Below are 25,183 nucleotides of genomic sequence, written 5' to 3' on the forward strand. Positions count from 1 at the left end.
GAGCACCCTCCGGGCCGTAAGGGCAGGCGCCAGCGTCCGCCACCCGCGCGCGGTCGCCGCGGCGCCGGCGCGCCGGCGCCCGTCCCCAGCCATGGACCTCCCATCCGCCACGACATCACCCCTGTCGCGTGAGCATGCCCTCGGTGTAACACGGTCGACACGGCCCGGTCAATAATTTATTCCGAGTTGATCATATTTATGAAACAAGTATTCTGAAGCGATGCCGTCCGGCCCGGGAAAGCGATCGGTGGCCCGGGAGCGGACGGTGACGCGACAATCCAGAGGGGTGCCACTCATGCGCGCATGCGTGCCTGATTCGAACCGTCCGCCCAGCCGTCCGGCAGCACTGACGCGGACCGGCCCCGCATCGCCCGCGATACGGCGGATGCGGGCCTTCCTGTTCGCCACCGCATCCACCGCCTTTCTCGCGACGATGCTCGCGCAGGTTCCGGCCGCGGCTTTCGAACGCCCCCGCTCCCACCCTGTCGACGACGGCTCCGCATCCACCGGCATCGCCGGCGTCCAGGTGCGCCAGCTGGATCCCGAGTTCTGGGTGAGCCGCCTGCCCGCGCCCGATCGCCAGGTGCTGGATCGCGCCGCGATCGAACGCCAGAATCTGCGGCTGTTCGTGCAGGACGACTCGGTCCATGACCTCGATGCGTTTCCTGCAAGGCTGACCCGTGCGGAAGCCACGGAGCGGATCCGCGCGATCTCTTCGCCGCCGACGCGCGGGCTGTTCAACGCCGAGGGCGAGCGTTTCGATGACATCGACGCCCTTGAGTCGGCGCTGGCGCTGGGACGCATTCCCGAGCCGGTCGTCGTGCGCCACGGGTTGGTCGTCCGGCGCGCCGACATGCGCAGCTATCCGACGACGACCCGCGTCTTCAGTTCGCCCGGCGACACCGACATCGACCGGTTCCAGGAAACCGCGCTGTTCCCCGGCACGCCGCTGGCGATCCTGCATGAGAGCCGCGACGGCGAATGGTGGTTCGCGGTCAGCCCGCGCTACGGCGCCTGGATCCGCAAGCAGTACGTGGCGCTGGGCGGGCGCGACGAGGTGCTCGGCTATCGCCATCGCACGCCGTACCTGGTGGTGACCGGCGCCACCGTGGAGACGGTGTACACGCCCGAGGAACCGCGGGTATCCGGATTGCAGCTGGACATGGGGGTGCGGGTGCCGCTGCTCGCCGACTGGCCGGCCGACCGTCCGGTCAACGGACAGGCCGCCTATGCCGGCCACGTGATCGAGCTGCCGGTACGCGATGGCGACGGCCGCCTGCGCTTCGTTCCGGCGCTGCTGCCGCGCACCCGCGACGTCGCCGCCGACTACCTGCCGCTGACCCAGGCCAACCTGCTGCGGCAGGGTTTCAAGTTCCTCGGCGAACGCTACGGCTGGGGCCATGCGTACAACGCCCGCGACTGCAGCGGCTTCGTCTCCGAGGTCTACCGCTCGTTCGGCGTGCAACTGCCGCGCAACACCAGCGCGCAGGGCGTCAGCCCGGCGTTCAACACCGTGCGCTTCGGCGAGGACGACGACCGCGAGTCGCGCCTGGCGGTGCTGCGCACGCTGCAGCCCGGGGACCTGGTGTACATCCCAGGCCACGTGATGATGGTGATCGGCCAATACCAGGGCGCGCCCTACGTGATCCACGACGTCACCGGCATCACCCTGCGCGAGGCCGACGGCTCGCTGCGCCGGGTGGCACTGAACGGAGTGTCGGTGACGCCGCTGGAACCGCTGCAGGCCGGCGAGGACGCCACCATCGTCGACCGCATCTACAGCATCCAGAAAATCAGGCCGTCGGAAGACGGAGCACCGGAACTCCGGCCATGAAGCCGGAATCCGGGCCAATCCACCGGGAGGGACACGTGGTGAAGCGCAACCGACGATGCGGACGACGGTGGCCGGCGATGCCCGCCAACCCTTCCGCGCAATGACCTGCAGCCCGATCAGGACACCCGAATGAAAGTCACCGACATCCGGATCGGCATGCTGCGCGTGCCGCTGAAGACCCCGTTCAAGACCGCCCTGCGCACCGTCGATACGGTCGAGGACATCGTGGTGATGGTCCATACCGACACCGGCCACGTCGGCTACGGCGAGGCCGCCGCCACCGCGGTGATCACCGGCGACACCCACGGCTCGATGATCGAGGCGATACGCAAGTGCATCCGCCCACGTCTGCTCGGCGCCGACGTCGCCGACCTCAACCGCAACACCCGGATCGTGCAGACCGCGCTGGAACGCAACTTCAGCGCCAAGGCGGCCGTCGAGATCGCGCTGTACGACCTGTTCGGCCAGCTGTACGGCGCACCGCTGTACAAGCTGCTCGGCGGCGGCGACCCGGTCATCACCACCGACATCACCATCAGCGTCGACTACATCGACAAGATGGTCGCCGATTCGCTCAGCGCGGTGGAGCGCGGCTTCGAATCGCTGAAGATCAAGGTCGGCAAGGACATCGGGCTGGACATCGAGCGGGTCAAGGCGATCTACTCCGCGGTCGAGGGCCGCGCCCTGCTCCGCCTCGACGCCAACCAGGGCTGGACCGCCAAGCAGGCGGTCTACGCGATGCAGGCGCTGGAGGACGCCGGCGTGCAGCTGGAACTGCTCGAGCAGCCGGTCAAGGCGCAGGACATCCGCGGCCTGAAATACGTCACCGACCGCGTGCACACGCCGGTGATGGCGGACGAGAGCGTGTTCGGCCCGACCGAGGTCATCGACCTGATCAAGATGCACGCCGCCGACATCATCAACATCAAGCTGATGAAGACCGGCGGCCTGTCCAACGCGATCCGCATCGCCGACATCGCCTCGCTGTATGGCGTGGAATGCATGATCGGCTGCATGATCGAGACCAGCATCAGCGTCGCAGCCGCGGTGCACCTGGCGGTCGCCAAGGCCGACGTGATCACCAAGGTCGACCTCGACGGCCCCTCGCTGTGCCGCTACGACCCGGTCGATGGCGGGGTGATCTTCAACGAATCGGAGATCTCGATCGTCGATGCGCCCGGCCTGGGCATCCGCGAGGTGCGCGGCCTGGAGATGCTGGCCGAGTGACCCGTCCCGGTTTCCCGGCTACGATCGCGTTTCGGGGGGTATGCTTCTGGACATGTCGCCACTGCTGAGGATCCGCGCCGAGCGCGACCGGATGTCGGCCATCGAGCGCCGGATCGCGGACTTCCTGCTCGACAATGCGCACCTGCTGCGCGACTACTCGTCGCAGCAGCTGGCCAGCGCGCTGGGAATCAGCCAGTCCAGCGTCGTCAAGTTCAGCCAGAAGCTCGGCTTCAAGGGCTACCCCGATCTCAAGTTCAGCATCGGCGAGGCGCTCGCGCGCGAAGGCGCCGGCGACCCACGGCCGCCGGACCAGGAACCCGACGCCAGTCCGCACGTCAGCCTCGCCGAATCGCTGTGGCGGGCGAAGACGCTGGCCGAGCAGGAAACCCGGCTGATCAATCCGCTCGAACAGATCGACGCGATCGTGACGGCGATCGTCGATGCCGACCGGGTGTTCATCTGCGGCCTCGGCCAGGACGGCATCCATGCCCGCGGTCTGGGCCTGCGCCTGTCTCTGGTCGGCATATCCACGGTCGAGCACGCCGACCCGGTGCTGATGGCGGCCAGCGCCTGCTCGGCGGGACCGGACGACGTGCTGATCGTGTTCTCCGAACACGGCAGGCAGCCGGAGCTGTGCCACATCAGCCGGCAGTTCCGGGCCCGGCGCGGCCGCATCATCTCGGTCACCCGCCACAGTGCCAATCCGTTGCGCGCGCACGCCGACGCGGCGCTGTTGATCTCCGCGCACGACGAACATCCGCATGTCGAACCGCTGCTGTACCAGGCGGCGCTGCAGCATATGCTGGACCTGATCCTGGTCCTGGTGTGCCAGCATTCGCCGGACTACGCCGCCCATTACGGCAGCAGCCTGGAACATGTCCAGCAATTGCTGGATCCCTGACCGTCACGCGCCGAGAATCCGCCCCCCCATGCCCATCGCCCACCCGGCTCTCCGCCTGCTTCGCCCGCACCCTCCGCGTCCGCAGCAGCGGAAGCTGGCGTGGTGGAGCCGGCTGTCCACAGGCGCGCTGCTCGCCACCTCCCTGATCGCCGCATCCGCGCAGGCGGCGACGCCATGGGGCGATGCGCGGCAGGCGGTCGTCGTCACGACTCCGGACTGGGACACGAGCGCTGGCCGGCTGCGGCGGTTCGAACGCCGCGACGGAACCTGGCGCCAGGTGGGGCCGGCGGTGCCGGTGCAACTCGGCCGCAACGGCAGCGCCTGGGGACTGGGCCTGCATCCGCGCCCTCCGGCCGGCGACGCGCCGGTCAAGCGCGAGGGCGACGGCCGCAGCCCGGCCGGGATCTTCGCCATCGGCGAGGCGTTCGGCTATGCCTCCCGGGCCGCGACCGACCTGCCCTACCTGCCGATGCTCGAATCGAACTACTGCATCGACGTGCGCGGTTCGCCGCTGTACAACCGCATCGTCGACGCCGCGCAGGTCGGACACGATGCCGTCGAAGGCTCGACCGAACCGATGCGGCTGGACCTGCACAACGACGGCGACCAGCGCTACAAGTGGGGCTTCGTGATCGCCCACAACCCGGACAACCGCGACGGTGCCGGCAGTTGCATCTTCGCCCACCTGTGGAAGGACGCTGGAACTCCGACCGCGGGCTGCACCGCAATGCCGGAACCGGCGATGGAACGGCTGCTGGACTGGCTGCAGCCGACGCGGCGACCGATGTTCGTGCTGCTGCCCGATTCCGAATATGCCCGCCTGCAGGCACCATGGCGGCTTCCCGCCATCGTCGGCACCGCTTCGACCAAGGACACTTCGCATGAGTGAACCGCATACCGCGGCCCACGCCCCGGACCCGGCCGTCATCGACAGCAGCACCGGGATGGTGCGGGCGGTCAGCCGCTGGCAGATCGTGGGGCTGTCGATCAACGACGTGATCGGCAGCGGCATCTACCTGCTGCCGGCCGCGACCGCGGCCCTGCTCGGACCGGCCAGCCTGTGGGCGGTACTGCTGGCCGGGCTGGCGGTGACCCTGCTGGTGCTGTGCTATGCCCAGGCCGGCAGCTACTACGACGAGCCCGGCGGCAGCTATCTGTATGCCCGCGACGCGTTCGGCAGTTTCATCGGCTTCGAGGTCGGCTGGATGACCTGGCTGACGCGCGTGGCCGCCGCCGCGGCGCTCAGCAACGGTCTGGCGCTGGCGGTGTCGCATTTCTGGCCCGCGGCGAAGGAAGGCTGGGGCTGGGCGCTGGTGGTGGTCGGCTCCCTGCTGGCGCTGACCGCAATCAACGTGGTGGGCGTGCGCGCCGCTGCACGCACCGGTGTCGCCCTGGTGATCACCAAGCTGGTGCCGCTGCTGTTCTTCATCGTCGTCGGCATGTTCTACGTCGACTGGTCGCGGGCGGTCGCGATGGGGGCTCCGCTGATGGACAACCTCGGCGAAGGCGCGCTGCTGTTGCTGTTCGCCTACGCCGGCTTCGAGAACACGCCGGCCGCGGCCGGCGAGTTCCGCAATCCGCGCCGCGACGTCCCGTTCGCACTGGTGACGATGATCGTGATCGTTACCGTGATCTATCTGGCCGTGCAGGTGGTCGCGCAGGGAACCCTGCCCGGGCTCGCCGGGTCGGAAACCCCGCTCGCCGACGCGGCCCGGACCTTTGGTGGCGGCGGCGCCGCGCTGCTGCTGACCGTGGGCGCCGCGGTCTCGATCCTGGGCAGCAACAGCAACACGATGCTGTTCGGCCCGCGTTACCTCTACGCGCTGGCCGCCGACGGCTACGGTCCGGGCGCGCTGGCACGGGTCCACCCGCGTTTCCGTACGCCCGCCGTCGCCGTGCTGGTGACCGCGGCACTGGCGCTGGCATTGGCGCTGACCGGATCGTTCGTGCAGTTGGCGCTGCTGTCGGCGGTGGCGCGCCTGTGTACCTACATCGGCACCTCGGCTTCGCTGCTCGTGTTGCAGAAGCGCTACGGCGGCCGCGACGAGGCAGTACGGCTGCCCGGCGGGCGCATGATTCCGCTGGCCGCCCTGCTGCTGTCGCTGGCTCTGGCCGCCAGCGCCGGCCGCGACAACCTCATCGCCGCCGGCATCGCGGTGCTGGTCGGCGCGCTGATCTACCTGCTGCGACGAAAAGGGTCGTGAACCCCCCGGAAGCCCGGGAAGCGTCTGTGCAGATCACGCATCCCCTGCCCGCTTCCGCGACCGGCAGGACGCCGTTGGCTTTCTCAGCCCCGCTTGTCCCACCCGGGTGTCCCGGGAAGCCGGACTCGTCCGATCCCGCCCGTCTCCGACCCGGCCGCGACGACGCCCCCGCGGACGAGCGCGCCGGCACCAGCACTCCCGCGGTCCAGCCGAGCGCCGGCATGATCGAGAGCGCTACATCCGTCACATCTTGAAGGCGACCCGGTGGAAGGGCGTACTGCAAGCCGCGTGGGCATCGAGCTTATGATGGTGCGCTCGTCCGTTTCCGGATCCCGATGACCGGCCGCCAAGCAGACATCGCCGCGCTTTCCCGGCAGGTGCTACGCACGCCGACACCCGCGGGCGCGAGGTCGAGGTGACCGGGGACCTGTTCCGGCGCGAGGTCCTGGAAGCGCGCAAGCAGGACTGGCTCGGCAGCGTGCATCTGTCGACCACGCGCCTGGGGTGGGCGATGGCGACTCTGGCCAGCGCGGTGATCCTCGCCGCGGCACTCGTCGTTGCGTTCGGCGGCTATACCCGCAAGGCTCCGGCGTCAGGGCGGCTGGTACCGGTCGGCGGCCTGCCGGACATCGCTGCAGCGGCTCCGGGCGTGGTGACGCGGCTGCTGGTCACCGAAGGAGAAACGGTGGAGGCCGGCCAACCACTGATCGAGATTTCGCCGGACATCGATGTCCCCGATGCAGGCGGGGCGGTCGGCGAACGCATCGCCATCGAGCTCGAACAGCAGCGGCAGCGCCTGCGGCAGGACCTGGAGGATCTGGAAGCCATGCAGCGGCAGCAGGCGGCGGCGCTGCAACAGCGCATCCACGCGCAGCGCCGGCACCTGGCCTCGGCCGAAGCCGAGCTCGCACTCCGGCGCCGACAGGTCGCCGCGACGGAACGCATGCTGGAACGCATCGAACCCTTGCGCGAGCAGCGCATCGTCAGCGATCTGCAGGTGCAGGAGTACCAGGACCAGGCGCTGAATGCGAAGGCGCAGCTGGAACTGGCGGCCAGGAACCGCCTGGATGCCGAAACCGCGCTCGCCGAAGCACGCGAAAGGCGCGAGGCGCTGCCACTGGAAACCGCCGCGCTGCGCAGCGACATCGAGGGCGCATTGTCCGAGATCGCGCAATCGGCGGCGCGCAACCTGGCGCGGCAGGCCGTGCTGGTCCGGGCGCCCGAGGCGGGCGTGGCATCCGGCCTCGCGGTGGACCGCGGCCAGGCGGTGCGTGAGGGTCAGCGGTTGCTGTCGATCGTCCCGGCACGGGCACAGCTGCAGGCGGAACTGTGGGCACCGTCGCGTGCGATCGGCACGATCGCGCCGGGCAACCGGGTGGCGATGCGCTTTGACGCGTTCCCCTACCAGACCTTCGGCCAGCAGTACGGACGCATCGTCGGGATCGCCAACAGCCCGCTCTCCGCCGACGAAGTGCGTGCGCGGACCGGCATCGACCCGGGCGAACCCGCCTTCCGCGTACTGGTCGCGCTTCAAGGCCAGCAGATCGACGGCGCGGACGGTGCGCTGCCGCTGCGCGCCGGCATGTCCCTGGAGGCCGACCTGCTGCTGGAGCGCCGCCGGCTGCACCGGTTGCTGTTCGCGCCACTCGACACGTTCCGGGCCGCGCCACCCGCCGAGCCCCCGCCACAGGAGCAAGCGCCTTGAATCCGGCAACCGGTCTCGGCGGTGCACGCACGCCCGGGCACCTGCCGGTGATCCAGCAGAACGAGATCGCCGAATGCGGGCTGGCCTGTCTGGCGATGGTCGCCCGCTACCACGGGCATGACGTCGATCTCGCCGGGCTGCGGCGGCGGTTCCCGGTTTCGCTCAAGGGCGCCAGCCTGTCGCGCCTGATCACGGTCTCCGGACACCTCGGCTTCGATGCGCGACCGTTGCGGGCCGAGCCCGAGCACCTGCCCGATCTGCGGCTGCCGTGCATCCTGCACTGGAACCTCAACCACTTCGTCGTCCTCAAGCGCATCCACCGCGGCAAGGCGGAAATCCACGACCCCGCGCGCGGCGCCTTGACCATGCCGCTGGAAGAGTTCGGCCGCCACTTCACCGGCGTGGTCCTGGAGTTGACGCCCGCGGCCGGTTTCTCCCCGGTCAGGGAACGGCAGCGCATCACCCTGCGCGGCCTGATCGGGCAGGTCCACGGGGTGCGCCGGGCGGCAACGCAGATCCTGCTGCTGGCGTTGGCGCTGGAAATCTTCACCCTCGCCCTGCCCCTGGCGCTGCAGTGGGTGATCGACCTGGTGCTGGTCTCGGCCGACCTCGACCTGCTGGCCCTGATCGGCATCGGCTTCCTGGCCGTGGTGGTATTCCAGTCGGCGGTCGCGCTGATGCGCGGCTGGATCGTGGCCGAGCTCGGCGCTTCGCTCAGCGCGCAATGGATCGGCAACCTGTTCAGCCATCTGCTGCGGTTGCCCCTGGACTACTTCGAGAAGCGCAGCGTCGGCGGCGTGCTGTCGCGCTTCATCTCGGTGCAGTCGATCCAGCAGACGGTGACCGGCAGCTTCATCGAGGCGATCCTCGACGGCCTGACCGTCGCGTTGGTACTGGTGCTGCTGGCGATCTACAGCGGCCCGCTGACATTGCTGGTACTCGCCGCATTCGCGCTCTACGCCGCGTTACGCTGGATCAGCTATCGCAGGCTGCAGCAGCTCAAGGAAGAGCAGCTGGTCCACCTGGGCCGGCAGCAGAGCCAGATGATCGAGTCGATCGAGGGCGTGCAGACCATCAAGCTCGCCAACAAGCAGGGCGAGCGCCGCGCGCGGGTCGCCAACGCCACCATCGAGGTAGCGAACCGCGAGGCGTCGATCAACCGGGTGACTGCCACCTTCTCGGCGCTGTCGCGGCTGATCTTCGGCACGCAGCGCATTCTCCTGATCTGGATCGGCGCCTGGCTGGTGCTGCGCGGGCAGTTCACTGCCGGCATGCTGGTGGTGTTCGTGGCCTATGCCGAGCTGTTCGCCATCCGCGGCGGCAGCCTGATCGACAAGCTGGTGGAGTTCCGCCTGCTCGGCATGCACGGCGCGCGCATCGCCGACATCGCGCTGGAGCCGCCGGAAGCCCATGTGGCCAGCACCTACGCCGGCCCTCCACCGGAACCGCGGATCGAAGTGGAAAACGTCAGCTTCCGCTATGCCGAGGACGATCCCTGGGTGCTGCACGACTGCTCGCTCAGGATCGAGGCCGGCGAGTGCGTGGCCATCGTCGGGCCGTCCGGCGGCGGCAAGACCACGCTGGCCAAGATCCTGCTCGGACTGCTGCGTCCCAATGCCGGTACGGTCCGCATCGGCGGTGTCGACATCGAACACTTCGGCCTGTCCGCCTACCGCGACCTGCTCGGTGCGGTGATGCAGGACGACGCGCTGTTCGCCGGCTCGATCGCCGACAACATCTCGTTCTTCGACAGCGATGCCTCCATGGAGGCGATCGAGACCGCAGCCCGCGCCGCGCAGATCCACGACGACATCGCGGCGATGCCGATGGGATACGAGTCGCTGGTCGGCGACATGGGCTCGTCGCTGTCCGGGGGCCAGAAACAGCGCGTGCTGCTGGCGCGGGCACTGTATCGCAAGCCCGCGATCCTGCTGCTGGACGAGGCCACCAGCCATCTCGACGTGCAACGCGAGCGCGAGATCAACCACAACATCTCCGCGCTTCCGATGACGCGGATCGTGATCGCGCACCGTCCGGAGACGATCCGCAGCGCCGATCGCGTCATCGCATTGCGGGACGGCCGCGTCGACGCGAGCGATGAAGATCGTGAACGGATCGCAACACGTGAATCGTCCGTCGTCGCAGGTCGGAACTAAGACGCCAATAACAGTTCTGCGCGACCAATTCGCTAGGATCGGGCATCGGGCATTACGCCGAATCCGGAACGGCGAGACGATTTCCGGACCCGTCATCGGAGACATCGATGAGACAGCAGGAAGAAAAGGAAGTCCGCCCGTTCGCCCGCACGAGCGCACGCGAACTGACCGAGGAAGAGATCGCGGCCATCGCGGGAGGCGGCCCCGATCACACGCATGCAACCGGACCCAATGGAGACGACCCGTCCGATCCGGGCGACGTCGTCTGATCCAACATCCCCTTCCGGTTCGGTTGCAGTGCTCCGGCCCGGGATTGCGCAGGAAGCGCGTTCATTGGAAGCCGCGCGTTTCCTGCTTCGCATCCATCGGCTTCCACATGAAACCGAGTGCCATCAGGAGAACCCCATGAAGCAGCATTCCGACACCCCCGCCGCTCCGGACACCGACACCGCACGCCCGCTTGCACGCCAGGTGGCGCGTGAGCTCACCGCCACGGAAATCGACGCGATCGCAGGCGGCAAGGCCGATACGACGCACGCCACCGGTCCCAACGGCGACGACCCTGCCGATCCCGGCATCTGACCGGATCGCCTCATCGCGAGCGACGCTCCGGCGCAGGCCCCTGTCCGCCCTGTCATCCAGGGCGCGGAATGGCTCACTGCCTCGCGATGTTGAACGATGCGCGCCCCGCTGCCGCGGGGCGCGTGTTCGTCCGCCTGCGGAATCCCGCATGCGCTCCCACCCTCCCGACACCACTGGCCCATGGCAGACCGACACCCGCTGATCCTTTCGGGCCTCGCCCACGACATCCATGCCGCCGCTGTCATCTGGGGTCTGCAGCAACAGGGGCTTTCACCGCTCTGGATCCGTTCCTGGGCGGATTCCACGATGCCTCCGATGTCGATGTACTGCGACCCGCAGTCCGGTGTCCGCGCCCGTTACGCATCCATCGGCGCAGGGATCGGCAGCGTCTGGTTCCGCAGGCCACGCAATCCCGAGACGTTCCCGCATGCGCATGAAGCGGACCTGCCGTTCCTGCGCAACGAGTGGGGACGGTTCATCAACAACATCCACGCGCTGGACGCCGAACTCACGGACGCACTGTGGGTCAACCGTCCCGCGGCGGCCGCCAATGCCGAGAACAAGCTCGTCCAGCTGCACGCCGCCAGGCGCGCGGGCCTGCCGTTCCCCGCCACGCTGATGTCTTCGGACCCTGTCGAGATCAGACGCTTCGTCGGCACGCACCGCCGCGTCGTGTACAAGCCATTCCAGACGCACACCTGGCAGGACGCCAGCAGCGGCAAGATGTTCAGCACCTACGCGCGGATCGTCGACGCGGACATGCTTCACGACGACGCCAGCCTCCGCCAGTGTCCCGGCATCTACCAGCAGGTGGTGGACAAGCACCACGACGTGCGGGTGACGATCATCGGCGATCACCTCTTCCCGATCCGCCTCGACACGCCGCTGCAAGGCGACTTCGTCGACTGGCGGATCGGCTCGCTCGCCGACACCATGCGTGCCCGGCCGACGGAGCTGCCGTCGGGCTTTCCGGACATGCTGCATCGCCTGATGCGGGAGCTCGGCATTGTCTTCGGTTGCGTCGATCTGGCGATCGATGGCGATGGCCATCCGCACTTCCTGGAGGTCAACCAGGCAGGCCAGTTCCTGTTCCTGGAGCAGGCGGCTCCTGCGATGCCGATCCTGCGCGCGATGTGCGCGCTGCTGGCGCAGGGCCGCAGCGACTACTCGATCGACGCATTGTCCGATGTTTCCTACGCCGACTACCTGGCCAGCGACGAGCATGGCGCATGGTGGGAAAGCGTGCGCGACGGCATCAAGGGCACGGACGGCGCGATTCCAGGCGTCAGTGTCGAGTAACCGAACCGCGGCTGCTCGCTTCCGGCCGGAACAGCAGGCACCACACACACAAAGGGGAAGCGCCAGGTCTGTTGGACAGCCGGGGCGCCGGGGGCGAAGGCCCTTGGGTGCGAATGTCCCCCGGCACCGGCCAGGGCCGGCGCCTCCGCCTTGATTTCGCACCCAAGGGCCTTCACCCCCGGCGTTCGGACATGAGCGGTAGTTCCAGAAGCAGAATTCCGGGGAGGACCGGCTTCGCGTTCCAGCGTGGCCGCGCGACCCGACGTGGCCTGCCGGCCTTGACGGCGAAATCAAGGAGGAGGCCGCCGCCCCGGGCGGCGGCCGGGGGCCCTTAGGCGGCCAGGCCGGCAGGGCGCCGCGGGGCACCCCGGTAGCGGCGAGAACCGGCGATCGAACGCAAGCTCCAGCGGCTACACCTTCGCTGAAGGGTGAGCTCCCGCTCTCTTGGGCGAAGAACCAAACAAAAAGCGGGCCGAAGCCCGCTTTTTGCTGTTATTGCGATGAAACCGGGGGTCACTCGGCGGTGACGCCCTCGCCTTCCTCGACGGCCTTCATCGACAGGCGGATACGGCCCTGCTTGTCGACTTCCAGCACCTTGACCTTGACCACGTCGCCTTCCTTGAGCTTGTCGGACACCTTCTCGACGCGCTCGTTGGAAATCTGCGAAACGTGGACCAGACCGTCCTTGCCCGGCAGGATCGTCACGAAGGCGCCGAAGTCCATGATCTTGGCGACCTTGCCCTCGTAGATGCGGCCCGGCTCGACGTCCGAGGTGATCTGCTCGATGCGCGCCTTGGCGGCCTGCGCGGCAGCGGCATTGACCGAGGCGATGACGATGGTGCCGTCGTCCTGGATGTCGATCTGGGTACCGGTCTCCTTGGTGATCGCCTGGATCGTCGAGCCGCCCTTGCCGATCACCTCGCGGATCTTGTCCGGATGGATCTTCAGGGTCAGCAGACGCGGCGCGAACTCGCTCAGCTCGCCGCGCGGCGCGGTGAGCGCCTTGGCCATCTCGCCGAGGATGTGCAGGCGCCCGGCCTTGGCCTGGGCCAGCGCGGTCTTCATGATCTCCTCGGTGATGCCCTGGATCTTGATGTCCATCTGCAGGGCGGTCACGCCGTTCTCGGTGCCGGCGACCTTGAAGTCCATGTCGCCGAGGTGATCCTCGTCACCAAGGATGTCGCTCAGCACGACGAAGTCGTCGCCTTCCTTGACCAGGCCCATCGCGATGCCGGCGACCGGCGCCTTGATCGGCACGCCGGCATCCATCAGCGCCAGCGAGGAACCGCAGACCGACGCCATCGACGAGGAGCCGTTCGACTCGGTGATCTCCGAGACGACGCGGATGGTGTACGGGAACTCCTCCATCGTCGGCATCACCGCCAGCACGCCACGCTTGGCGAGGCGGCCGTGGCCGATCTCGCGGCGCTTCGGGCCCATCATGCGGCCGGCTTCGCCCACCGAATACGGCGGGAAGTTGTAGTGGAACAGGAAGTGCTCCTTGTACTCGCCCGAGACGGCGTCGATGATCTGGCCATCGCGCGCGGTGCCGAGGGTGGCGACCACGATCGCCTGGGTCTCGCCACGGGTGAACAGCGCCGAGCCGTGAGTGCGCGGCAGCACGCTGACCTGGGAGCTGATCGGACGCACGGTGTCGAGCGCACGGCCGTCGATACGGACCTTGGTGCTCAGCACGGCGCCACGCATGGTCTGGTATTCGAGTTCGCCGAACTCCTTCGAGATCTCGCCGACGTTCCAGCCGTTGGCCTCGATCCGCGATTCCAGCCCGGCCAGCACGTCCTTCTTCAACGCGGAGATCGCGTCGCGGCGCTCCAGCTTGTCGCGGATCTGGAAGGCATCGGCCAGACGGTTGCCCACGGCGGCCTTGAGCGCGGCGATCATCGCCTCGTCCTTCGCCGGCGGCTGCCAGTCCCACTTCGGTTTGCCTGCCTCGGCGACCAGCTCGTTGATCGCCTGGATCGCGGTCTGCATCTGCTTGTGGCCGAATACCACCGCGCCCAGCATGACCTCTTCCGACAGGCCCTTGGCCTCGGACTCCACCATCAACACGGCTTGCTCGGTGCCGGCGACGACCAGTTCGAGCTCGGAATCGACCAGTTCGCTGACGGTCGGGTTCAGCAGGTACTGGCCGTTCCTGTAGCCGACCTTGGCCGCGCCAATCGGGCCCTGGAATGGGGCGCCGGTCAGGGCCATCGCCGCCGAGGCGCCGATCAGGGCCGGGATGTCGCCATCGATCTCGGGGTTCAGCGACATCACCGTGGCGATGATCTGGACCTCGTTCTTGAAGTCTTCCGGGAACAGCGGGCGGATCGGACGGTCGATCAGGCGCGAGATCAAGGTTTCCTTCTCCGTGGCGCGGCCTTCGCGCTTGAAGAAGCCACCCGGGATGCGGCCGCCGGCGTAGAACTTCTCCTGGTAGTCGACGGTCAGCGGGAAGAAGTCCTGGCCTTCGCGCGCGGTCTTGTTGGCGACCGCGGAGACCAGCAGCACGGTGTCATCCATCTTGACGATGACCGCGCCGCCAGCCTGGCGGGCGATCTCGCCGGTTTCCAGTGTCACCTGATGGTTGCCGTACTGGAAGGTCTTGGTGATTTTTGCCACGTTGGGTTCCTATCGATTTTCATTGCGACCCGTGCGGAGCCCCTGCCCCGGCCGGTTGGCTGCAGGATCGCAGCCCTGCAGGTCATGTCCGTTTCGCACGACCCGCAAAAACAAACCGCGGCGCTAGTGCGCCGCGGCGGGTGTCTGGATCAGCGGCGCAGACCGAGCTTCTCGATCAGGGCCTTGTAGCGCGCATTGTCCTTGCGCTTGAGGTAGTCGAGCAGGCTGCGACGGCGGTTGACCATCATCAGCAGGCCGCGACGGCTGTGGTGATCCTGCTTGTGCTGCTTGAAGTGCTCGGTGAGCGTCTCGATGCGGGCGGTCAGCAGGGCGACCTGGACTTCCGGGGAGCCGGTGTCGTTGGTGCCGCGGGCGTGTTCCTGGATGATCTTGCTGGTGTCGATGGACATCGGTTTATTGCCTCTTTGACGCGAGGCCCGCAGGAATCACCGGGACGATGGAAACACCGAACCGGCGCACCGCGTGGCCCGCCGTTGAATGGAATGACTGGATGGGTTGCTTCGTGCTGAAAGCGGCGGAATTGTAACAGTTTCCCCTCCCGGAATGCGACCCGGCCGAAGACGGGCACGGGTCCCGGAATGCGACCCGGCCGAAGACGGGCACGGGCCCCGCGGAAGCCGGGGGCTTTCCCCGTTCAGGATCGCCGGCCGGAGGTGGTGGCGGTCGTGTTCACTGTCCCGCGACCGCCCAGCGGAACATCCTGGTGGGCGCGACTCCGGCGCCGTCGGGGCGGCCGATGCCGAGACAGCGGCCGCCCTGGTCGAAGATCGCGACAATCTCGGCCGTCGGGGCCGGCTGCGCCAGTACCGCCGGCTGCCCGTGCGCGAGCCGCCTTTCGCCGGCGGCGTCCACGCTCACCGCCGGCAGCCCGGCCAGCCCGGTCTCGATCGGCAGCAGGCACGGCAGCAGCGCCTCGTCGCCCTGCCCGGCAAGCGCCTGCAACTGCTCCAGGGTATGCATCACCGGCTCGACGAACGGCTCGACCCAGAGCCGACGCAGCATCGATACGTGAGCGCCGCAACCCAGCGCCTCGCCCAGGTCGCGGACCAGGCTGCGGATATAGGTCCCCGAGCCGCATTCGACGTGGAGCCGCAGGCGGTCTCCGTCGCGTCCGGTCACCTGCAGGCGCTCGACCACGACTTCGCGCTCGGGCGCCTCGATCGGTTCGCCCCGCCTGGCCTTTGCGTACAGCGGTTCGCCGCCCTGCTTGAGCGCCGAGTAGATCGGGGCCCGCTGCCGGATCGTGCCACGCAGCGGTGCCAGCGCCGACTCCAGCCGCACGGCGTCGATTCCGGGCACCGGCCGCTGCCGCAGCACCTGGCCGTCGGCATCGTCGCTGTCGGTGGTGACGCCAAGTACCGCCTCCGCCGCATACGCCTTGCGCGAACCCAGCAGCAGGCCCGCGATCTTGGTCGCTTCGCCGAAGCAGACCGGCAACAGACCGGTCGCCAGCGGATCGAGGCTGCCGGTATGGCCGGCCTTCCCGGCCCGGAACAGATGGCGGACCCGCTGCAGGGCCTGGTTCGAACTCAGCCCGGCAGGCTTGTCGAGCAACAGGATGCCGTCGAGCGGGCGGAAACGGGTGCGGGCTCGGCGGTTCATGCGGGAATCGTAAGGACGTGCGCGGTCGCGGTGGAATCGCGATGGCGGCGAGCCTGACGCCCACAACGCCGTCGCGAACGAAGATCAGCTGCGATCCGGCCCGTCTTCGGGATCGGCCGGCGGCGGCAGATCACGCAGGAGGTTGTCGATCCGCTCGCCGCGGTCGACAGAGTCGTCATAGTGGAAGTGCAGCTCGGGAACATGGCGCAGCTTGACCGCCCGGCCGAGCTTGTAGCGCAGCTCGCGCGACAGTTCGCGCAGCGCCTTGACCGCTTCCGCGGAACGCTCTTCCTGCAGCGCGGTCACGAAGACCTTGGCGTGCGCGAGGTCGCGGGTGACCTCGACGTCGGACACGCTCACCGACGGCAGGCCGTGCTCGCGCACGGCTTCGTGCACGATCGTGCCCAGCTCCCGGCGGAGCTGGGCCGATACGCGGTCGGTGCGATGAAAGGACTTCGTCGGCATGGCGGTCAGAGCGTGCGCTGGACCTCGATGCGTTCGAAGCACTCGATCTGGTCGCCCGGCTTGACGTCGTTGTACTCCTTGACGCCGATGCCGCACTCGGTGCCGTTGCGCACTTCGTCGACGTTCTCCTTGAAACGGCGCAGCGACTCCAGCTCGCCCTCGAAGATCACCGTGTTGTCGCGCAGCACGCGGATCGGCTTGTGGCGCTTGACCACGCCCTCGACCACCATGCAGCCGGCGACCGCGCCGAACTTCGAGCTGCGGAACACGTCGCGGACCTCGGCGGTGCCGATGATCTCCTCGCGGATCTCCACGCCGAGCAGACCCGACGCCACCTGCTTCACCTGGTCGATCACGTCATAGATGATCGAGAAGTAGCGCAGGTCGACGCCGTGGGTCTCGATGACCTTGCGCGCGGAGGCGTCGGCACGGACGTTGAAGCCGATGATCGTGGCCTTGGAGGTCGCCGCCAGGGTCGCGTCGGACTCGGTGATGCCGCCTACGCCGCCGCCGATCACGTTGATGCGGATGTCGTCGGTCGACAGCGCGGTCAGCGCGTCGCGCAGCGCCTGCACGGAGCCCTGCACGTCGGCCTTCACGACCAGGTTGAGCGTCTGCTGGCCTTCGCCGCTGCCCATCTGGGCGAGGATGTCCTCCATCCGGTTGCCGGCCTGGGCGACCAGGCGCGACTCGCGGCGCTTGGCGTCGCGCTGCTGGGCGACGTCCTTGGCCAGGCGCTCGTCGTCGACGACGACGAAGTCGTCGCCGGCATCCGGAACGCCCGACAGGCCCAGCACCTGCACCGGGATCGACGGAGTCGCCTTGTCGACCTGCGAGCCGGTCTCGTCGAACAGTGCCCGGACACGGCCGTACTGCACGCCGCAGACCAGATAGTCGCCCTTCTCCAGGGTGCCCTGCTGGACCAGCACGGTCGCGACCGGGCCGCGGCCCTTGTCGAGCGCGGACTCGATCACCACGCCGGTCGCGCGGCCTTCGACGACGGCGCTGAGCTCCAGCACTTCCGCCTGCAGCGAGATCGCGTCCAACAGCGCGTCGATGTTCTGGCCGGTCTTGGCCGACAGCTCGACGAACTGGACATCGCCGCCGAATTCCTCGGCCACGACTTCCTGCGCCATCAGTTCGGTCTTGACCCGGGTCGGGTCGGCGTCGGCCTTGTCGATCTTGTTGATCGCGACCACCAGCGGCACGTTCGCCGCGCGGGCATGCTGGACCGCCTCGATGGTCTGCGGCTTGACGCCGTCGTCGGCGGCGACGACCAGCACCACGATGTCGGTCAGCCTGGCGCCACGGGCGCGCATCGACGAGAACGCCGCATGGCCCGGGGTGTCGAGGAAGCTGATCACGCCCTTGTCGGTCTCGACATGGTAGGCGCCGATGTGCTGGGTGATGCCGCCGGCTTCGCCGGTGGCGACCTTGGTGCGGCGGATGTAGTCCAGCAGCGAGGTCTTGCCGTGATCGACGTGGCCCATGATGGTGACCACCGGCGGCCGCGACTGCTTGTCGCCCCGCGCTTCCTCGACGTGGGCCAGCAGCGCGTCCTCGGCGCTGTCTTCGCTGGCGCGAACCGCCCTGTGGCCGAGCTCCTCGGTCACCAGCACCGCGGTGTCGTGGTCGATGCTCTGGGTGATGGTCGCCATCACGCCCATCTTGAACAGCGCCTTGACCACCTCGCCGCCCTTCAGCGCGAGCTTCTGCGCCAGGTCGGCCACCGTGATCGTGTCGCCGATCTCGATCTCGCGCACGACCGGCGCGGTCGGCTTGGAGAATCCGTGCGGGCCCGCGCCGGTGCGGGCCTGCTCGGCCTGGCGACGCTTCGGCTTGCCGCGGGCGCTGGACGAGCGACGCGCACGTTCGGATGCGCTCAGGTGCATCTGTCCCGCGAAGCGCTTGGCGCTCTCGTCGTCGTCGGGCGCCGCCGCATGCGCGGTACGCGGCTTGTGGCGATGGCCGGCCCCGCGGTCGTCGCCCTCGCGATGCGCCGGTGCCTTCGGGTGGCCGTGGGCGCCGGCCTTGCGCGGCGCGACCTCGGTCTCGGGCTCGGCCGCCGCCAGCGCCTCCTCCGCGGCCTTGAGCCGTTCGGCTTCCTCGGCCGCCTCGGCTTCGCGTTTCGCGCGCTCGGCCTCCTCGGCGCGGCGCTTGTCGGTCTCGGCAAGGCGCTTCTGCTCCTCGAGGTTGCGCTGGCGCGACTCCTCGAGCTTGCGCAGGATCTCGGCGCGCTCGCCGTCGCCGCCGGCCGCCTCGCCTCCGGATGCCTCGGGACGGACCAGGGTGACCTTCTTGCGCACGACCACGTCGACGGTGGAGCGGCTCTTGCCGCCGCCGACGGTCAACTCCTGCTTTCGACTGCGGTTGAGCGTGATCTTCTTCGGCGACGAACCGCCCTCGACGGACTTCTCGTCCTTGCCGTGGGTGCGACGCAGGAATCCGAGCAGCTTGACCTTCTCGGTACTGGTCACGACCTGGTCGGGGTCGCTGAACGCCATGCCGGCTTCGGCCAGCTGTTCCAGCAACTTATCGACCGGCGTGTTCACCAGTGCGGCCAGCTTGCGAATGGTGGTTTGTTGCGACATTCGGTTTCCGTGTCTTGTGGCGCGGGACGCGTCCCGCGCGGGGTGTCGCCATTCTAGTCCCGCATCCCGCCCGGACAAGTCGGCGTCGTGCGGGACCTGAACGGCCCGTCCACAGCCCGGCGCGAACCGCGGCTGCGAAGCCGGTCGCGACCCTTTCGGACCGCGCCGGCCGTCAATGGCTTACTCGAACCAGTGCTTGCGCGCTTCCATGATCAGCGCGGCCGCACGGGCCTCGTCGATCCCCTCGATACCGATGATCTCGTCGGTCGCGGCATCGGCGAGATCGTCGCGGGTGACGATGCCCTGCGACGCCAGCGCGAACGCGGTCGCCTCGTCCATCCCGTCCAGCGACAGCAGGTCGGCGGCGGGCTGATGCTCGTCGAGCTCTTCTTCGGCCGCCAGCGCGTCGTTGAGCAGCGCGTCGCGGGCGCGGGCACGCAGCTCCTCGACGATGTCCTCGTCGAAGCCCTCGACCGCCAGCAGCTCGCCGACCGGAACGTAGGCGATTTCCTCGACGGTCGTGAAGCCCTCGGCGACCAGGATGCCGGCGATCTCCTCGTCGACCTCGAGCTTCTCCTGGAACAGCTCGCGCGCGGCGGTCTGCTCGGCCTCCGACTTCGCGGTGACCTGGTCCTGGGTCATCACGTTGAGCTGCCAGCCGGTCAGGCGGCTGGCCAGGCGCACGTTCTGGCCGCCCTTGCCGATCGCCTGGGCGAGGCGGTCCTCGGCGACGGCGAGGTCCATCGAGTGCTTCTCCTCGTCGACGATGATCGACTGCACTTCCGCAGGCGCCATCGCGTTGATCACGAACTGCGCCGGATTGTCCGACCACAGCACGATGTCGACGCGCTCGCCGTTGAGCTCGTTGCTCACCGCCTGCACGCGCGAACCGCGCATGCCGATGCAGGCACCGATCGGATCGGTACGGTTGTCGTGGGCCTCCACCGCGATCTTGGCGCGGTCGCCGGGATCGCGGGCGCAGGCCTTGATCGAGACCAGGCCCTGGCCGACTTCCGGCACCTCGAGCTTGAACAGCTCCATCATGAACTCGGGCGCGGCGCGGCTGATGAACAGCTGCGGGCCGCGCGGCTCCGAACGCACGTCGAACAGATAGCCGCGGACACGGTCGCCGGCGCGCAACACGTCGCGCGGAATGCCCTTGTCCTTCTGGATGATCGCCTCGGCGTTGCCGCCCAGGTCGACGAAGATGTTGCCGCGCTCCACCCGCTTGACGATGCCGGTCACGAGCTCGCCGACGCGGTCCTTCCATGCGTCGACGACCTGCTGGCGCTCGGCTTCGCGCACGCGCTGCACGATCACCTGCTTGGCGGCCTGCGCGGCGATGCGGCCGAAGTCAGGATTCTCGATCTGCTCCTCGATGAAGTCGCCGACCTCGACGCCTTCGGCCTCGTCGACCGCATCCATCATGCGGATCTGGCGATCGGGCGACTCCATGACCACGTCGTCGGCCACCACCTCCCAGCGACGGAAGGTCTCGTAGTCGCCGTCCTTCGGGTCGATCGACACGCGCACCAGCACGTCCTGATCGTGGTAGCGCTTCTTCGCAGCCGAAGCCAGCGCAGCCTCGATCGCCTCGAAGATCACGTCGCGGGGAACGCCCTTCTCGTTGGCGACCGCGTCGACGACCAGCAACAGATCCTTGCTCATTCGGATAGACCTTTGAAAACTTTGGGTTACTCGGCTTCGGATGCAGGAGGCCATGCCTCCGCATCCCCCGCCAGCCCCTCCGGGGCTGGCCGCCCCCTTCGACTCCAGGGGCTCAAAAAACGGATGAACCTTAAAAACCGTGGAACTATTCAGTTTCGGATGCCGGGGCCATGCCCCGATATCCTCCGCCGCCCCTCGACTCAAGGGAGGCGCCGGAAACAATCGCGGCGTTCGACTTCCCGCCTTCCGCCCTGATCGCTGCATCGATCATTTCGTCTTCCCTCCACGTCCCGCCGGGCCCTTCCCGGGCTTGGAGGGAGCCAGGCCCAGCGCGGCCCAGTCGGGAACCAGGCGCGCCTTCTCGATATTGTCGACGGATACCGTGAAACGGTTGCCGTCGACATCGAACGCGACGCTGTCGCCGTCGATCTCGAGGATTCCGCCCTGCAGCCGGCGGCGACCGTCCTGCGGCAGTTTCAGCACGACCTTGGCTTCCTGCCCGCGGAAACGGGCGAAGTGCGCGGGCGCGAACAGCGGGCGGTCCAGCCCGGGCGACGACACCTCGAGGGTGTAATTGCCACTGATCGGATCCTCGACGTCGAGCTGTGCCGAAACCTCGCGGCTTACCGCCTCGCAGTCCTCGATCCCGATAGCACGTGCGTTCTCGCCGGTCGCCTCGGCCTCGGGCACGTCGATGTACAGCCGCAGCACCGCACCACCGGGCGAAGGCAGGTACTCCACGCCGAGCAGCTCGACGCCGAGCGAGGCCACCGTCGGGGCCAGCAAAGCTGAGATTTCGGTTGCCTTGTCCATCACGCGCTCGACCTCGCCTGCGATTACGACCTGCCACGGATCCCGGGCCGCCCGGAGGCGGCGCTGGAAACGACAAAGGGCCCGATTGGGCCCCTTGTCCGGCACTGCTGGATTTCGGCGTGATCGCACGAGCAGAGCGCGATCACAAAGCCCAAGCCCTAGTCCAAAAAGAAAGCCTCGTTTGAGGCTCTCATCAGATCCGCCGCATCGCGGACCTGAAGGACTGAAAGTTGGTAGCGGGGGCAGGATTTGAACCTGCGACCTTCGGGTTATGAGCCCGACGAGCTGCCAGACTGCTCCACCCCGCATCAGGCCGCTCATTATAGCAGTGAAGTGTTTCTGTGCAACCCTCAATTCACGCCAATGAACGGTAGAACCTTCCACACACTCCAGCCGCATGCCGGGACGCGTATCGCGCCCCGGCCGCGGCATGCGTTCAGCCTGCGAATGCCTTCTGGCACCAGGCCATGATCGGATTCCAGGCCAGGCCCAGGGCCAGCAGCGCCAGCGCATTGACGCCGAACACGATCCGCAACGGCCGGTTCGCCTTTGCCTCGGGCATCTGCCCTTCCGGCGCGTCGAAGTACATCGCCTTGATCACGCGCAGGTAGTAGAAGGCGCCGATCACCGCGAACACCACGCCCACGATCGCCAACCACATCAGGCCGCCGTCAAGCGCCGCGCGCAACACCGCCAGCTTGGCCCAGAAACCGAGGAACGGCGGCACGCCGGCCAGCGAGGCCATGATGCACAGGATCAGGCCGGCCAGCCATGGACTGCGCGCGTTGAGGCCCTTGTAGTCGTCGATCCTGTCGGCCTCGAAGCCACCTGCCGTTGGCGAGCAACTTGACAGCACCACGATCGCACCGAACGCCGCGGCCGACATCAGCGCATAACTGATCGCATAGAACATCGCCGCGGAGAAACCCTGCGCGCCGCCGCCCGCGAAGCCGATGAACAGGAAGCCGACGTGCGACACGGTCGAGTACGCGAGCAGGCGCTTCAGATTGCTCTGCACCAGCGCCCCGAGGTTGCCCAGCGCCAGCGACAACACCGCCAGCGCCGCCAGCATCATCCGCCAATGGTCCTCCAGCGGACCGGCGGCGACCTCGAGCAGCCGGTAGGTCATGCCGAACGCGGCCAGCTTCGGGGCCGAACCGATGAACAGCGTGATCGGAGTCGGCGCCCCCTGGTAGACGTCGGGCAACCACATGTGGAACGGCGCGGCGCCGAACTTGAACGCGATTCCGGCAACCACGAAGACAAGGCCGGTGACCAGCATCAGCGGCGAGGAGGATTCGCGCGCGGCGGCCGCGATCGAAGCCAGATCCAGAGTGCCGGTGGCGCCGTAGATCAGCGACAGACCGTACAGCAGCAGGCCCGATGCCAGCGAACCGAGCACGAAGTACTTGATGCCCGACTCCGAACCCCACGGACTGTCGCGATCGGTCACGACCAGGGCGTACGAGCACAGCGACAGCATTTCCAGCGCGACGTAGACCATCACCAGCGAGTTGGCCGACACCAGCAGCATCATGCCGAGCACGGCGAACAACATCAGCACCGTAACCTCGCCCTTGTACAGCCCACGCTCGCGCAGGTACGGCCAGGTGTAGATCAGCGCCAGCGCCGAGACGGCACAGATCGCCAGCTTGAGCACGTCGGCCGCCGCGTCGCGGACGAACATTCCGCTCAGCACGGTGCCATGGCCGCCGACGCCGGCGGCGACCATCGCGACGACGGCGACCAGCAGGGCGATGCCGAGCAGATGGGTGAGGAAGCGCCGGCGCTCGCCGACGAACAGATCGAGCATCAGCAGCGCGAAGGCGCCGCCGGCCACCACCAGTTCGGGCAGCAGCGGCAGCAGATCGGCAGCGGTGCGTACGGGCATGATCATGTGGCGGACCTCAACCTCACAGCTTCGACGTGGCGATCTGCATCGCCAGATTCGCGATCGACGGTTCCATCAGGTCCGTCAGCGGTTTTGGCCACACGCCCAGCAGCAGGACGCCGGCGGCGAACACGCCGAGCACGAAAGCCTCGCGGGCATTGATGTCCTTCAGCTCGGCGACGTGTGCGTTGCCGACCTCGCCCCAGATCGTGCGCTTGACCAGCCACAACGTGTAGGCGGCGCCGATCACCAGGGTGGTGGCGGCGGCGAACGCGATCAGCGGATGCTTCTGGAAGCTCGCCAGGATCACCATGAACTCGCCGACGAAGCCCGAAGTACCCGGCAGACCCGAGTTGGCCATCGCGAACAGCACAACGAACGCGGCGAACCACGGCATGACGTTCACCACGCCGCCGTAGTCCTTGATCATGCGGCTGTGCATGCGGTCGTAGAGAACGCCCACGCAGGTGAACATCGCGCCGGACACGAAGCCGTGGCTGATCATCTGCACCATCGCGCCCTGCAGGCCGAGACGCGCCGCGTCGAAGTTGCCGAAGTCGCGGACCAGGCCGAACGCGATGAAGGTGCCGATGGTGACGAAGCCCATGTGCGAGACCGACGAGTACGCGATCAGCTTCTTCATGTCGTCCTGCACCAGCGCGACCAGGCCGACGTAGATCACCGCGATCAGGCTGAGCGCGATCACCAGCCAGGCCCACTCCTGCCCCGCATCCGGAACGATCGGCAGGGTGAAGCGCAGGAAGCCGTAGCCGCCGATCTTCAGCATGATCGCGGCCAGGATCACCGAGCCGGCGGTCGGCGCCTCGACGTGCGCGTCCGGCAACCAGGTGTGGACCGGAAACATCGGCACCTTGACCGCGAACGCTGCGAGGAAGGCGAAGAACAGCCACATCTGCTCGGTCGCGTTCAGCCGCAGCTGGTACATGTCGGCCAGCTGCCAGCTGCCGCCCTTCAGGTACAGGTAGATCAGCCCGATCAGCATGAACACCGAGCCGAGGAAGGTGTACAGGAAGAACTTCACCGATGCGTACACCCGGCGCGGGCCGCCCCAGACGCCGATGATGATGAACATCGGGATCAGCATGCCCTCGAAGAACACGTAGAACAGCATCGCGTCGAGCGCGCTGAACACGCCGATCATCAGGCCCTCGAGCACGAGGAAGGCGGCGTAGTACTGGTTGACCCGCTTGTCGACCGAGCCCCAGGCGCTGATCAGCACCAGCAGGGAGGTCAGCGTGGTCAGCCCGATCAGGGCGGCGGAAATGCCGTCGGCACCGAGGCTGTAGCGGATGTCGTAGGCCGGAATCCACTCATGGGCCTCGACGAACTGCATCGCCGGGCTGGCCATGTCGAAACCGGTGAACAGGAACACGCTCAGGACCAGGGTCGCCAGCGCGGTCAGGGTGGCGAACCAGCGTGCCGCGTTGGCGCGCTCGTTGCCGAATGCGAGGGTGACCAGACCGCCGAGGATCGGCAGCCAGATCAGGAGGCTCAACAGCGGAAATGCGCTGTCCAAGGGCATGCTGTCCAGGGGCAGGTTGTCCACAGGTAGGCCGTTCAAGGGCTCGGGGGTCACGTCGC

The 25,183-nt window shown here is 67.9% G+C and carries 19 protein-coding genes and 1 tRNA gene; 10 read left to right on the forward strand and 10 right to left on the reverse strand.

The genetic code is table 11. The features are described from left to right. Nucleotides 1-385 precede the first annotated feature (385 nt). The 10 genes from L3V18_RS15250 (at nt 386) to L3V18_RS15295 (ending at nt 11,908) form a co-directional block, all read left to right on the forward strand. Complete coding sequence (locus L3V18_RS15250; protein ID WP_237056018.1) at nt 386-1,834, forward strand: C40 family peptidase; 1,449 nt, start codon at nt 386-388, stop codon at nt 1,832-1,834. 129 nt (nt 1,835-1,963) lie between these two features. Further along, nucleotides 1,964-3,061 carry a dipeptide epimerase gene (locus tag L3V18_RS15255; RefSeq protein ID WP_237056019.1) on the forward strand — a complete coding sequence of 366 codons (1,098 nt, stop codon included), beginning with the start codon at nt 1,964-1,966 and terminating at the stop codon, nt 3,059-3,061. 52 nt (nt 3,062-3,113) lie between these two features. Further along, a complete protein-coding gene (locus L3V18_RS15260; protein ID WP_237056020.1) occupies nt 3,114-3,962 on the forward strand; it encodes a MurR/RpiR family transcriptional regulator in 849 nt (282 codons plus the stop codon). Nucleotides 3,963-3,990: 28 nt separating this feature from the next. Beyond that, nucleotides 3,991-4,851 (forward strand): L,D-transpeptidase family protein, encoded by an 861-nt coding sequence (locus tag L3V18_RS15265; protein WP_425493543.1) that lies wholly within the window; start codon nt 3,991-3,993, stop codon nt 4,849-4,851. Continuing rightward, entirely contained in the window at nt 4,844-6,166 is a 1,323-nt protein-coding gene (locus L3V18_RS15270) for an APC family permease (RefSeq protein WP_237056021.1), read from the forward strand. The genes L3V18_RS15265 and L3V18_RS15270 overlap by 8 nt, the downstream gene beginning before the upstream one ends. Before the next feature lie 415 nt (nt 6,167-6,581). Further along, on the forward strand, nt 6,582-7,871 hold the full coding sequence (locus L3V18_RS15275) for an HlyD family secretion protein (RefSeq protein WP_237056022.1): 1,290 nt from the start codon (nt 6,582-6,584) through the stop codon (nt 7,869-7,871). Further along, on the forward strand, nt 7,868-10,027 hold the full coding sequence (locus L3V18_RS15280; protein ID WP_237056023.1) for a peptidase domain-containing ABC transporter: 2,160 nt from the start codon (nt 7,868-7,870) through the stop codon (nt 10,025-10,027). Before L3V18_RS15275 ends, L3V18_RS15280 begins: the two co-directional genes overlap by 4 nt. A gap of 107 nt (nt 10,028-10,134) precedes the next feature. Then, nucleotides 10,135-10,296 carry a hypothetical protein gene (locus L3V18_RS15285; protein ID WP_237056024.1) on the forward strand — a complete coding sequence of 54 codons (162 nt, stop codon included), beginning with the start codon at nt 10,135-10,137 and terminating at the stop codon, nt 10,294-10,296. A 136-nt stretch (nt 10,297-10,432) separates the two neighbouring features. Then, complete coding sequence (locus tag L3V18_RS15290; protein WP_237056026.1) at nt 10,433-10,609, forward strand: hypothetical protein; 177 nt, start codon at nt 10,433-10,435, stop codon at nt 10,607-10,609. Nucleotides 10,610-10,789: 180 nt separating this feature from the next. Beyond that, nucleotides 10,790-11,908 (forward strand): MvdC/MvdD family ATP grasp protein, encoded by a 1,119-nt coding sequence (locus tag L3V18_RS15295; RefSeq protein ID WP_237056027.1) that lies wholly within the window; start codon nt 10,790-10,792, stop codon nt 11,906-11,908. A gap of 513 nt (nt 11,909-12,421) precedes the next feature. Here the strand turns inward: L3V18_RS15295 and pnp are convergent. The 10 genes from pnp to L3V18_RS15345 form a co-directional block, all read right to left on the reverse strand. Further along, a complete protein-coding gene (gene pnp / locus L3V18_RS15300) occupies nt 12,422-14,530 on the reverse strand; it encodes a polyribonucleotide nucleotidyltransferase (protein ID WP_237056028.1) in 2,109 nt (702 codons plus the stop codon). Between the two features lie 149 nt (nt 14,531-14,679). Continuing rightward, nucleotides 14,680-14,940, reverse strand: a complete 261-nt coding sequence (gene rpsO / locus L3V18_RS15305) for a 30S ribosomal protein S15 (RefSeq protein ID WP_237056029.1) — start codon at nt 14,938-14,940, stop codon at nt 14,680-14,682. A gap of 280 nt (nt 14,941-15,220) precedes the next feature. Next, nucleotides 15,221-16,153, reverse strand: a complete 933-nt coding sequence (truB, locus tag L3V18_RS15310) for a tRNA pseudouridine(55) synthase TruB (RefSeq protein ID WP_237056030.1) — start codon at nt 16,151-16,153, stop codon at nt 15,221-15,223. 84 nt (nt 16,154-16,237) lie between these two features. Further along, the gene (gene rbfA, locus L3V18_RS15315) at nt 16,238-16,618 is read right to left on the reverse strand and encodes a 30S ribosome-binding factor RbfA (RefSeq protein WP_237056031.1); all 381 of its coding nucleotides are present in this window, start codon (nt 16,616-16,618) and stop codon (nt 16,238-16,240) included. 5 nt (nt 16,619-16,623) lie between these two features. Next, complete coding sequence (gene infB, locus L3V18_RS15320; protein ID WP_237056032.1) at nt 16,624-19,209, reverse strand: translation initiation factor IF-2; 2,586 nt, start codon at nt 19,207-19,209, stop codon at nt 16,624-16,626. 180 nt (nt 19,210-19,389) lie between these two features. Then, nucleotides 19,390-20,877 carry a transcription termination factor NusA gene (gene nusA / locus L3V18_RS15325; RefSeq protein ID WP_237056033.1) on the reverse strand — a complete coding sequence of 496 codons (1,488 nt, stop codon included), beginning with the start codon at nt 20,875-20,877 and terminating at the stop codon, nt 19,390-19,392. Between the two features lie 267 nt (nt 20,878-21,144). Further along, nucleotides 21,145-21,693, reverse strand: a complete 549-nt coding sequence (gene rimP, locus L3V18_RS15330; protein WP_237056112.1) for a ribosome maturation factor RimP — start codon at nt 21,691-21,693, stop codon at nt 21,145-21,147. 228 nt (nt 21,694-21,921) lie between these two features. Beyond that, nucleotides 21,922-21,998, reverse strand: a tRNA-Met gene (locus L3V18_RS15335). Nucleotides 21,999-22,126: 128 nt separating this feature from the next. Next, nucleotides 22,127-23,587 (reverse strand): NADH-quinone oxidoreductase subunit NuoN, encoded by a 1,461-nt coding sequence (gene nuoN, locus L3V18_RS15340; RefSeq protein WP_237056035.1) that lies wholly within the window; start codon nt 23,585-23,587, stop codon nt 22,127-22,129. 16 nt (nt 23,588-23,603) lie between these two features. Next, entirely contained in the window at nt 23,604-25,124 is a 1,521-nt protein-coding gene (locus L3V18_RS15345; RefSeq protein ID WP_237056114.1) for an NADH-quinone oxidoreductase subunit M, read from the reverse strand. Nucleotides 25,125-25,183: the final 59 nt, after the last annotated feature.

Source organism: Marilutibacter chinensis (genome assembly GCF_021725675.1).
Classification (GTDB): Bacteria; Pseudomonadota; Gammaproteobacteria; order Xanthomonadales; family Xanthomonadaceae; genus Marilutibacter; species Marilutibacter chinensis.